Source organism: Symploca atlantica LB2515 (assembly GCF_052546295.1).
Window position 1 is genome coordinate 405,160 of record NZ_JBQWMT010000001.1, and the last position, 11,324, is coordinate 416,483.

The 11,324-nt window shown below is 44.9% G+C and carries 13 protein-coding genes; 4 read left to right on the top strand and 9 right to left on the bottom strand.

Going from position 1 to position 11,324, the window contains the following annotated elements; genetic code table 11:
* Positions 1–92: 92 nt before the first annotated feature.
* The 5 genes from ACT7WV_RS01730 to speB form a co-directional block, all read right to left on the bottom strand.
* The gene (locus ACT7WV_RS01730) at positions 93–1,223 is read right to left on the bottom strand and encodes a geranylgeranyl reductase family protein (protein ID WP_445101239.1); all 1,131 of its coding nucleotides are present in this window, start codon (positions 1,221–1,223) and stop codon (positions 93–95) included.
* Positions 1,224–1,712: 489 nt separating this feature from the next.
* Positions 1,713–2,261 carry a ribosome recycling factor gene (gene frr, locus ACT7WV_RS01735; protein WP_445101240.1) on the bottom strand — a complete coding sequence of 183 codons (549 nt, stop codon included), beginning with the start codon at positions 2,259–2,261 and terminating at the stop codon, positions 1,713–1,715.
* Positions 2,248–2,976 carry a UMP kinase gene (gene pyrH / locus ACT7WV_RS01740; protein WP_445101241.1) on the bottom strand — a complete coding sequence of 243 codons (729 nt, stop codon included), beginning with the start codon at positions 2,974–2,976 and terminating at the stop codon, positions 2,248–2,250. The genes frr and pyrH overlap by 14 nt, the downstream gene beginning before the upstream one ends.
* 238 nt (positions 2,977–3,214) lie before the next feature.
* Positions 3,215–3,760 (bottom strand): thioredoxin family protein, encoded by a 546-nt coding sequence (locus ACT7WV_RS01745; RefSeq protein WP_445101242.1) that lies wholly within the window; start codon positions 3,758–3,760, stop codon positions 3,215–3,217.
* A 99-nt stretch (positions 3,761–3,859) separates the two neighbouring features.
* Positions 3,860–4,768: an agmatinase gene (speB, locus tag ACT7WV_RS01750; protein WP_445101243.1), complete on the bottom strand. Its 909-nt coding sequence runs from the start codon at positions 4,766–4,768 to the stop codon at positions 3,860–3,862.
* A gap of 155 nt (positions 4,769–4,923) precedes the next feature.
* Between speB and ACT7WV_RS01755 the strand changes: the two genes are divergently transcribed.
* Together ACT7WV_RS01755 and gifA are read left to right on the top strand one after the other, a co-directional pair.
* On the top strand, positions 4,924–5,835 hold the full coding sequence (locus ACT7WV_RS01755; protein ID WP_445101244.1) for an alpha/beta fold hydrolase: 912 nt from the start codon (positions 4,924–4,926) through the stop codon (positions 5,833–5,835).
* Positions 5,836–5,973: 138 nt separating this feature from the next.
* Entirely contained in the window at positions 5,974–6,174 is a 201-nt protein-coding gene (gifA, locus tag ACT7WV_RS01760) for a glutamine synthetase inactivation factor IF7A (protein WP_445101245.1), read from the top strand.
* 123 nt (positions 6,175–6,297) lie between these two features.
* On the opposite strand, the gene ACT7WV_RS01765 is transcribed toward gifA, so the two are convergent.
* Both ACT7WV_RS01765 and ACT7WV_RS01770 read right to left on the bottom strand, forming a co-directional pair.
* Positions 6,298–6,879 carry a substrate-binding domain-containing protein gene (locus tag ACT7WV_RS01765; RefSeq protein WP_445101246.1) on the bottom strand — a complete coding sequence of 194 codons (582 nt, stop codon included), beginning with the start codon at positions 6,877–6,879 and terminating at the stop codon, positions 6,298–6,300.
* A 51-nt stretch (positions 6,880–6,930) separates the two neighbouring features.
* Complete coding sequence (locus ACT7WV_RS01770) at positions 6,931–7,062, bottom strand: hypothetical protein (protein WP_445101247.1); 132 nt, start codon at positions 7,060–7,062, stop codon at positions 6,931–6,933.
* Between ACT7WV_RS01770 and ACT7WV_RS01775 the strand changes: the two genes are divergently transcribed.
* The gene (locus ACT7WV_RS01775; RefSeq protein ID WP_445101248.1) at positions 7,047–7,334 is read left to right on the top strand and encodes an iron uptake porin; all 288 of its coding nucleotides are present in this window, start codon (positions 7,047–7,049) and stop codon (positions 7,332–7,334) included. The two genes, ACT7WV_RS01770 and ACT7WV_RS01775, sit on opposite strands and share 16 nt — an antisense overlap.
* Positions 7,335–7,373: 39 nt before the next feature.
* On the opposite strand, the gene ACT7WV_RS01780 is transcribed toward ACT7WV_RS01775, so the two are convergent.
* On the bottom strand, positions 7,374–8,057 hold the full coding sequence (locus ACT7WV_RS01780; protein WP_445101249.1) for an SAM-dependent methyltransferase: 684 nt from the start codon (positions 8,055–8,057) through the stop codon (positions 7,374–7,376).
* Positions 8,058–8,197: 140 nt separating this feature from the next.
* Positions 8,198–8,746: a hypothetical protein gene (locus ACT7WV_RS01785; protein ID WP_445101250.1), complete on the bottom strand. Its 549-nt coding sequence runs from the start codon at positions 8,744–8,746 to the stop codon at positions 8,198–8,200.
* Positions 8,747–9,172: 426 nt separating this feature from the next.
* Here ACT7WV_RS01785 and ACT7WV_RS01790 point away from each other — a divergent pair, with 426 nt between their 5' ends.
* The gene (locus ACT7WV_RS01790) at positions 9,173–11,266 is read left to right on the top strand and encodes a caspase family protein (RefSeq protein ID WP_445101251.1); all 2,094 of its coding nucleotides are present in this window, start codon (positions 9,173–9,175) and stop codon (positions 11,264–11,266) included.
* Positions 11,267–11,324 lie beyond the last annotated feature (58 nt).

Genomic DNA, 11,324 nt, shown 5'->3' on the forward strand with positions numbered 1-11,324 from the left:
GACTTTAATTTAGATAGCGGTGCATCAAGATTCGATATTACTCTTCTTTGGTAGTGCTTTGGTATTTATTCTCAAGTTGGATGTTGTTGTTGTTAACCACCCATTCCTGGAATTAGACCACCACCCAGGCGCTTAAGGGCACGGTTGACTACTTCTGAGTAACGTAGTTCTCCGCATAAAATCTTGAGCATAAGTTCGGTAGCCTGAGGCTTCTTAATACCCACTTTGTAGCCAATTTTAGGAAAGCGGTAGAAAGTGCCAGCTAACTTACCAGCCCACCCCATATCAGAGCCCCATTCTTCATTCATGAACTGGGTATATTTTTCTAGGGCATCTCCTTGACCAGCCAAAGCGCCATCAATTGCCTCCGCTGCCTTCAGGCCACTCAGCATCGAGGGACGAATCCCTTCGGCGGTCATGGGATCTACAACAGATGCGGCTTCTCCTGCTAAGAGGGCGTTTTGCCCATGTAGCTTTTGGTTACCTTCCCAGACACACAAAGCATGTTCGTACTGCTGACAATTTTTGAGGTCAATGCCAGACTTCTTGGCATAATCTGCTGCCAACTGTTGCAAGTTTTTCTGGTCACCGCCCCGCAATGTGCCAATGCCAATTGAGTAGCCACCGGCTTTAGGAATCTTCCAGATGTAACCGTTTTTGACCTGACCAAAGTCAAACTGGATCTGTGTGCTGTTAGCCGATGCTAGGTTTTGAGCTTCTAGGGATGCTGCCAAACGTTGCTTACGTTCCTTGAAACCTAGCCATTTTGCCATCGGTCCTTTGGCACCGTCAGCAGCAATCAGGTAGCGACCTTCAACTGGCCCGTTAGCTGTATTTACTTGCCAGTGACTGCCTTTCCACTCAACGCCAGTAACTGCAGTTTGGTCTTGGATTTCAGCTCCCTGTTTTTGTGCTTGCTCAATCAAAAAGTGGTCAAAAACATCTCGCTGCACCATCCATACTGGTTCTTTTGTCTCCAGTTTGACTTCTACTGGATCTTCCAGATTCCAGGTATAACGAACTGTTTCAGCTTTTAGAGAAATAACGGGTGAAAAGTCAAAATCAAACCACTTTTGTACTTGTGGCGAAACCGCGCCGCTACAGGGCTTGTACCGAGGTAATGATTCTTTTTCCAGAACCATAACCGAGTGCCCTCGTTTGGCAAGATGATATGCTGCAGTTCCGCCAGCAGGGCCGGCACCGACAATTACGCAGTCAAACATAATGCTTATGTTTTACTCCTGAATACGGTTCAATAAATTAGGGATTAGAGCTGACCGGTGAAGCTAAAATTTTTTGAGAGGACTATCACCGGTTAATAGATTGGATGGTAAAATACACTAACTGGTAAAATTAAGCAGTTCCTCTCTGTAATCAGTTAAAAAAAAGCAGCGTTTTCGCTGGTCTTTCGGCAGCAAATCGCCAGCCTTGATACCTTTTAATACTGCTTCTAGTTTTTTCCTAGCTTCCGCATTATATCCGGATTTTTTTTTGTGGTCACCCGTTAGATGTCCTCAGCTATTAATCTGAAATAAACAATAATAAAGAAGCAATTGAATATTTTTTTGTAGGAGTATGGGGGGACGCCTGTGATCAGCCGTATTTTACCTTGCTAGTGAAGGGTAAACCTCACTGGGTAATAGTTGGCTATCTAGGGCGACCCTTACCTTCTGTGCTAAACTGAGCCGAAATTTACAGTTATACTGTTGTTTTTAGACGGTAGTTATATCTTTTTCTTTCTCAGTTAGCAATTGATCGATTTTGGCAATGTACTTATCGGTCAATTTTTGGGCGTTGTCCTGAATATCTCGCGATTCATCTTCAGAAACTTCGCTATTTTTTTCCTGTTTACGAACAAAGTCGATAGCGTCGCGGCGAGCATTGCGAATGGAAACTCTACCTTCTTCAGCAAACTTTCCTGCCATTTTCACAAATTCTTGCCGTCTTTCACTAGTCAGAGAGGGAATATTCAACCGTACAACTTCTCCATCATTGTTGGGAGTTAAGCCAATATCTGACAAAGAAATTGCTTTCTCGATAATGTTCAAGGTGTTTCTGTCATAAGGTTGAATACTAATCGTACTGGCATCCGGCGTGTTGATACTAGCCAGAGACTTTAGGGGTGTTGGAGTACCATAGTATTCAACCATCACCCGGTCGAGTAGACTAACACTGGCACGTCCCGTGCGAATGGTATTAAAAGCCCGTTGAGTTGCCTCAACTGCTTTCTTCATACTGCTTTCGGCATCAGGTAACTTCACAAAAACCTCCCACAATTGTTCCTACAGGTTCTCCCTTAACAGCCTGGTGGATGTTGCTGGGCACTGTAAGATCAAATACCATAATCGGGATATTATTCTCTTTACATAGTGCGATCGCGGTACCATCCATCACCCGTAAATCGTGAGCGAGGACGTGTCCGTAAGTAAGCGTTTGATAGCGACGGGCATTAGGATTGAGATGGGGATCAGAGTCATAAATCCCATCAACTTTAGTAGCCTTAAAAATTACCTCAGCATCGATTTCCGCTGCTCTTAGTGCAGCGGTAGTGTCAGTGGTGAAGAAAGGATTTCCCGAACCTGCACCGAAAATCACTACCCGTCCTTTTTCCAGATGACGGATAGCACGACGCCGGATATAGGGTTCTGCCACTTCTTGCATAGCAATTGCTGTTTGCACTCGTGTCGGTATCCCAATTTGTTCGAGGGCATCTTGCAAAGTCAGAGCATTCATCACAGTAGCAATCATGCCAATGTAATCAGCCGTTGCACGATCCATTCCCGCCGCTGAGGCTTTGAGACCGCGAAAAATATTGCCGCCACCGACAACAATTGCCATTTGAACGCCACCGCTCACTACCTCTGCTACTTCAGAGGCAATTTCCTGCACTACTTCTGGATCAATGCCGTAGCCCTGTTCGCCCATCAAGGCTTCACCGCTCAGCTTTAGTAAAACCCTCCGGTATTTCATCCCCATGCCACGACTTCTTTTTTCTCAAATTACCTCCCCCATAAGATAACAGCACAAAAACTTATATGTCTCTATTGACAAAACTTTTGTGTTTCTCTTATAGCTCAAAGACAATTTGCTGCTTGGGAGCAATTCCTAAGAGTCAGGTTAGCACAAATGCCTAGATTACAGATAGTCACACAAGCAGTCTACAGAAAAATTTTCTTTTATTAAGTTCCCTGGCTTCTCGTCAACTCTCCACTGGTTAATTTCGCCATTCAAGAGAACTGCCAACTACCTCCGTTGCTGGTGGGAAAACATCTTGCCCTACTAGTCGGGCCCTAATCGCGTTTTGTAAATAAGGCAGCCTTACAGCTTGGGGATTTTGGGCATTATCATCAATTAGACCTCTGTAGCGAACGATCCCCATTTCATCAATGAGAAATGCCTCTGGGGTTTTCTTTACACCAAAACTCCGAGCTACATCTTGAGTTGAATCCCAAAGATAAAGAAAATTAAGATTCCTTTCCTGGGCAAACTTTTTCATGTTTAAAAATCCCTCTTCTGGATGTTGTCTGACATCATTGGCGTTAATACCAATCAGGGTAAATCCTTGGTTCTGAAACTGGGCTTGAAGTTGTTTGAGTCTTTCCAGATAGGACAAAACCTGGGGACAGTTGTTGCAGATAAAAATTACCCCTACCGCCCTTGACTGTTCCAAGTAGCGGGAGAGGTGGTGGACTTGATCATCAACTCCCGGTAGTTCAAAATCCGGAGCATAACTGCCAACGGGAGTACCAATCTGTTCCATTAGAGTTATAGGGCTTAGTTTGTATCAACAAAAATTCTCACCACCAGAACCCATTATGTATTATGGATCGGAGGTAATGGAGAATTCTTCTAGTTGTCCTTACCAGCCTCTAGCCAGACTTTGATAGCCAATTAACTTATAGACGAGTTTGGCAGCGGTAAATTGAGAAACTACAGAATCAGCTACTGGTGCTAGTTCCATAACATCGCAGCCAAGAACTTGATGAGTTTCAAAAATTCGTCTCAAAAACGCAGTCAGAGCATACCAGTTCAAGCCACCAGGTTCTGGCGTCCCTACCCCTGGAATCAAAGCCGGGTCAATTCCGTCTAAATCGACGGTAATAAACACTTTTTTCGTAGAGATTCTCGATATCGCCCGTTCTATCCAATCAGAATCTTGAGCAATCTCCCGCGCCCAAATTACAGGGATTGATTTTTCTTTAATTAAGTCAGCCTCTTCTTGGCAGATACTGCGGATGCCAATAGGCAGCGTTGGCAAACCCATCTCTATAACTCGACGCATCACACAAGCATGGTTATGAATTGAGCCTTCATACTCATGACGCATATCACCATGGGCGTCTATCTGAATCACGGTAAATGATTCTGGGGAGGCAAGACGATAGGCATCTACTATGCCGGTGGTAATGCTATGTTCACCACCTAGGGCAATTACAAACTTGTCATCACTAATCAACTGCGATACTTTTTCGCGGGTGACTTGCAGCATCTTTTCCGAGGAAATTGGTTGAGTGCTACGGGTATCGGCAATAGCTTCGTGAGTGTAAATTTGCGCATTCCAGCAAGTTTCTCGCTCCAATTCCTCGTCGTAATATTCCAGTTGTACAGAAGCTTCTAAAAGGTCATGGGGACCATTCTCACAGCCTTTGCGATAGGTGGTCGTTGCCTCGTAGGGAATTGGCAAGATGACCACTCGCGACGCGTCGTAGGACGCCCGAATTTCAGGGCCGAGAAAGGGGATGACAGTGGTAGATGTTTGAGCCAACATTCAGGAAACACCAAAGACTTTGCAGAAATTAAGCGTAATACAATTTTAGATACGCCAGCAAAGGAAAAAGTTGATCAAGAGTCGAGGAGGATAAAATATTTAGTTTTATTACACAATGTAAAGAGTAAAGGTCTGTAACCGTATCTTTTACCTCTATGAGTTCCTCCTCCACTGCCCCAATCAGCACTAACATCGAGACAAAAACCTGGAGTTGGCGGGGTTTCCCCATTGGCTATAAAACTCAAGGAAATCAAGGACCAGCAGTCGTGATGGTACATGGCTTTGGTGCATCTTCCGGGCACTGGCGCAAGAACTTACCAGTATTGGCAGAAAACTGTCGGTGTTATGCCATTGATTTGATTGGCTTTGGTGCTTCAGCTAAACCTGCTCCTGGCATTGAGGTGGACTACACCTTTGAAACGTGGGGACAGCAAATTGCTGATTTTTGTCGCGAAGTCGTTGGTGGTCCAGTTTTCTTGATAGGTAATTCCATTGGTTGTATCGCTGCTATGCAAGCCGCAGTAGATCATCCTGATATTGCCTTGGGAATTGCTCTACTCAATTGTTCCTTGCGCCTACTACATGACCGTAAACGTGCCGAACTTCCCTGGTATCGAAGTTTTGGCGCTCCATTAGTTCAAGGGTTGCTCAGTGTTAACTGGATTGGTCAGCTGTTTTTTGGTCAACTTGCCAAACCCAAGGTAGTACGCAATATCCTTTTGCAAGCCTATCGGCATCCTGAAGCCGTAACAGACGAACTGGTGGATATGCTGATGGCACCAGCAGCAGATGTCGGGGCAGGGGATGTCTTTATTGCTTTCACCCGCTATTCTCAAGGACCACTACCAGAAGACCTGCTGCCTATTTTACCCTGCTCCGCCACAATTTTCTGGGGTACAGAGGATCCCTGGGAACCGATTGAACTGGGGCGGGAGTTAGCTAACTTTCCGACAGTGGAAGAGTTTATTCCTTTAGCAGGTTTGGGTCATTGCCCCCAAGATGAAGCTCCAGAGATAGTCAACCCAGTTTTGCTCGATTGGATTTTGCAGCATTCTGCCCAACGGTGACCTAATCAACCTTACATTTCTTTACGTAAAACTCTGCACTTTTGTAGCATTTTTTACAGAATTTTTTGCTAAAGTTGTACTCAAGGGTGGTAAAACCCTTCAAAGCACACTTCAGAGAGCTCTCAGGAGAACTCCAAGATGTCTACTCAAGAACAAGCTCGCGCTTTAATGACGCGCCACCATCGTCTGATTAAAAATCGTGAGCAATCCATGCTCGGTCGAACCGCCGCTGAAGTTGGTATGCAAGTGGACAAGGTTAACTACTGGAACCACATCCAAGGCAAACCACATCCTAGCTTCCGGAAAACCTACGACCGCAGCAATGCTTCACTAAGTTAGGTTGACTCGCGCTTCGAGAGTTGAAGGGGAGTTTTGCCGCATTGTTCCGGCTAATACTCCACCTCAACCCTCCCCTTCTTTTAAGTCTGACGCATTGTTAAGAAAAATCGGAGTAATGCATAGCTAAAAAGACAGGGAGTGTCCAGCTTCCGCCTTTAATGCTGCACTACTACTTCGCTTCACCAAGAAAGGTTTTAAAACTCGATCTTCTACAGTTTTTTCTGCTAGTAAATCGAGTAACATTTGCATAGCACAGCGACCAATTTCTAACATGGGCTGGCAAACTGTAGTCAGTGGTGGTGTAACGTAACCTGAAAGAGCGATACCATCAAACCCAACTATACTTAAATCTTGCGGTACTGAAATACCTAATTCATGGCAAGCCAAGAGAGCGCCAACCGCTACCATATCGTTGTAACAAACGATGCCTGTTACCCCGGTAGAGACTAACTTAGACACCATTCTTTGACCAGTATTCACATCACTAGCTCTGATATTATCTTGCTCATTAATTGCCACCCAATCAATCATTTGTGGTAAAGCAACTGCACTTAGAGCCAGGCAATATCCTGCTAAACGCTGCTGGTTTGACTTGCTGCGATCGCCTACGCCCAAATAACCAATGCGAGTGTGTCCCAAACTGATGAGATGTTCTACAGCTAATCTAGCACCTAAGTAGTCGTCTATTGCCACTGAGTGAAACATTTCCGGTTGCTCTTCAGTTTGACTATTAATAGAAACTGTGGGTACAGCAATTTAGGCTAGTTGCTGTGTATGGTGTTTATTAATTCGAGAGTCGGCTACTAAGATACCGTCTACCCTACGACGGTGCAAATTATCAATTGCTGCAATTTCCTGCTTCAAATCTCGGTGTGAAGCACTTATCATTTTCCGATCTAGGAGGTGAGGGCAATCTGCCAGGAATTCTCTTTGGTATACCACCACACCTATCCCAGAGTGATGTTCGCCAAAATCAGGAAAATGCCTATCACATCGAAGCATTTTATAGCTGGCGTGTGAACGATCATATCTCAGTAACTCCTGATTTTTGGGTGATATTTAATCCCGGAAACAATAGTGAAAATGATACCCAATATGTGGGCGTGCTGCGCACAACGTTTGATTTTTCAATTTATCAAACTGTCGGTGGTATGGGGTAACAATAAAACCACGTTTTCTTAGTGATATTTGCAACCTTGTCAATCTTTCCACACTCGCAACATTTGGTTACCACCCTTTTGAAACTCATAAGGCACCTGTTTAATCTCCACGCGATAGTTTTGGGCTTCTAATTCGCTCATTACCCATGGCAACAGTAGTGATGGCTCTCCTGAGATGTTTAATAAAGGAAAAATACGCACCTCATCAGCAACGCGGCACAATTCCAAAATTGAGGCAAGGTGAAACTTTTGTGAGAGTAAATCGGAATAAGTAAACAAAAAGTGCGAGCAAAGAGCTAACTCAAACTGACTGTTTTGGAATGGCAGCACTGGTAACTCGCCGTTAATATAACGTTCCTGTTGAATTCCTAGCGGTAAATCTTCTAGAAACTGCTGCATTGCTAACATTCTAATTTGCCCTAGTTGCTCAGGTGATTGAGCATTTTGCCAATTATAGTTTTCCCGATTTGCCTTAACGCCATCTACCACTGTTTGATAAGTTTCTTGAATACGCTGAGCAATTTCGTTAGCTCTAAATTGATAAATTGGATCGCAAGAGATAACTTGGTATCCTTGACGAGTCATCTCGGTATTGAAGCTGGCAGGGCCACCAGCACAATCGAGAATTTTCACTTTAAAGTTGTCAGTTGTGAGGGCAAACATTCCCACATATTCTTTGAGGGAACGTCCCCAAGGAATAACTTTTTCTAGCTTAAATGCCATGTTATCTCCGAGCTTCTTTGTCTTGTTGCACACCAAAGATTAACAAAAGTAGATATAGCAACAAGAACCTAGGGGTGTACAAGTTGTATACCCCTAATCTGTTCAATCTTTATTACTCAGTATGGCTAAAGTATCCAGCTTTAGGGAGAGGGACTTGGTGATGGACTCGGCGATGGAGAAGGAGAGGGACTTGGTGATGGACTCGGCGATGGAGACGGAGAGGGACTTGGTGCCGATTGCCTTGAGCGTGCCTCCTGGTAGGAACCAAGAACTTTTTGGACATAGGCAGCCTGTGGGCCACTGTCGCAACCTGTTTGATTGCCAGTTAGCCACCAGCAGGCAACGCGACTCACGGACGCTGTCTCATTATTATTGGTAGCACTAAACTGCTGTTGTAGCTCACGTTTCAGGATACAGGATACAATGGCTCGCGCTGTTTCTGGGCTATTCTCAAATTGCGTGGGTGTCAGTTCGTTTCCAGTACATCGTCTAGACCAATCGGGGATGATGTCCCCTTTAACTTGCCATCGGCTATAAAGTCCATCGTTTGGCGTGTCTGTCTGTGGTGCAACCATGCGCAGAGCGTCTACCATGGCACTAACCTGCACCTCAGAAACCTGTTGCGCTTGAGCAGAGACTGCTACCCCTAGGGCTACAACAGCAATTAATCCACTGCGTAGTAATTGCATAGTTTATTTCGTCCTTATTCTAAAATTGTTGATGGTGCTAATTTGAAGTCTGAAAAACGATAAAAATTTAGGCTCAATAAAGAATTTTCCCCATTTTTGCAGATATTGTTCACGAACAAAATTTTTAGACTTTAAATGGAACAGCCTCTGTACATCGCGGTAATTGAGGCTGAAATCCCCGTCTAGGGGTAACTTCAGATTCAAATTGGTAATAGACGACATACAGCTTCCGTATCTGAGTTGGTAATTGCACAGAGGCTGTCTTAATGGCATATCTGAGCTGATTGCTTACTAGACATCTGCTCATTAAAAGTTTGTGTAAAATCCGAAATTTGCTCTTCATGACTTGTAGGTTTCGTCAGAATCTATCTCAGGGGTAGATTCCTAGGGAAAAAGTATCAAAAGTATTGATACAGGTTTTAACCGATGAATGATTTCTATGCTTTGCTAATCGGTATCGATTGCTATCTACCTAATCAATTACCTGATGGTGCTTCCTATAGGAGCCTTAATGGATGTGTGCGTGATATTACTGATGTAGAGGCTTTCCTAAAGCGCCAGTTCAATTTGCCATCAGAACGGATTTACAAGCTCACAGCTTCTAATGTAGACGGATCTTCTGAGCCATCTGAGTCACCAGAGCAGTGGCCCACCTACGAGAATATTGTAGGGAAGTTTAAAGAACTTACCGAGAGGGCTCAACCTCAAGACCAGGTGTATATTCACTACTCTGGTCACGGGGGACGTGCTGTGACAAATTCCCTAGAACTCAAGGGAACAAAGGGAATTGATGAGGCGCTCGTTCCCACTAATATTGGCAACCCGAAAGCGCGATATCTCCGCGATTTTGAGTTAGCAGCACTCCTACAAACGATGGTGGATAAGGGGTTAGTTGTTACAGTCGTACTGGATAGCTGCCATTCTGGAGGAACAACACGAGCAGGTGACTCTGCTATTCGCGGCGCAGATAGGGAAACTGTTGATACAACACCGCGACCAACAGAAAGCTTGGTGGCATCGGCTGCGGATTTAGCGAAAACTTGGCAGGATTTGGCACAAGAAACAACTCGTAGTGGTAAATCAAATATTAGTTTCCTGCCAGGAGCTAAGGGCTATGTGATGTTGGCTGCCTGCCGTCCGTCCGAACTCGCTAACGAGTATCCATTCAACGGTAAGGAAAACAACGGAGCGTTGACCTATTGGCTGCTGGATTCTCTAAAAAACTATAGTCCAGACCTGACATATAGAGTAATCTACGATCGCATCAACGCCAAAGTCCACAGTAAATTTTCTTCACAAACGCCCATGCTTTTTGGGGAGGGCAACCGTTTAGTCTTTGGCAGCGATTCTGCATCCCTACAGTATGCCGTGACGGTGATGCAGGTAGATGCAGCAACAAATCTAGTCCGTGTGCAATTGAATGCAGGTCAAGCGCAAGGTCTAAGCGAAGGCGCACAGTTGGCTATCTATCCACCAGGAACAACCGATTTCACGCAGGAAGAGAAGCAATTAGCGATCGCAGAAATCACAGAAATCGGTGCAACAGATGCTTGGGCCCAGATTGTTAAGACGATTCGTGCAGGAGAAATCGAGCAAGCGGCACAAGCTGTACTCCTGTCAGCCCCCGTCGAGGTTGTCCGGAAAGTGCGTCTAGTTTATCAACCAGAAAGCCAATTGCCTCCAGGTATCGAACAGAATGCAGCCTTGCAAGCAATTGAGACGGCGTTGGCTGGAAATGGCTGGGTGAAATTAGTTTCTGAGAATGAAGCTGCCGACTACCAAGTTGCGATTAACACAGCAGGTGAGTACAAGATTTGGGATGCATCCGGAACGCCAATTGCCAATTTACGACCACCCCTGAAGGTTGGAGAGCGCAATGCAGCTACAGGTGTGGTGAAGCGCTTAGTCCATCTCACTAAATATAAAGCCACTGAGGAGCTTGACAATTTTACACCGTTAACGAATAAACTCGTAGTTGAATTAGCAGGCAAGCAAACCAACTATAAACCAGGAAGACGACCAACACCTGAGCCGTTTGATGACCCCATGAATCCGACCGTGAAGGCAGGGGAATGGATTTTTTTACGTATCCGAAATAACTATTCTCAAGTACTCAATGTTACCTTACTAAATCTACAATCCGATTGGGCGATCGACCAACTTGAATTATTGAATGAGGGGGCAAGGTTTGAACCGTTCGATCCTGAGCAAGAAGAGCTGATTCCAATAAAAATGCTCGATGTTCTAGAAGGATACAACGAGGTAACAGATATCTATAAAGTGTTTGCTACCGTCGGGCAACCGGATTTCCGATGGCTCGAATTACCGCCTCTCGACCAACCAATTCCCAAAAGTGCAACAAGAGGACTCAAAGTGCCAAGCAACTTGCTAGAAGAACTCTTAGCGACTATTGGCGCTGACAATCAACCTCGTGAGACAACAAAAGCTGGAAGAGTTTACGCCGATCCCAGTCGAGGCTGGACGACGAAGCAGGTGACGGTAAAGGTGACAGCCAGTTAAGTCGTAAATGGGGTAATGAGCGTTTAATGCCCACAGTGGATACAAGTCTGAGTTAAAC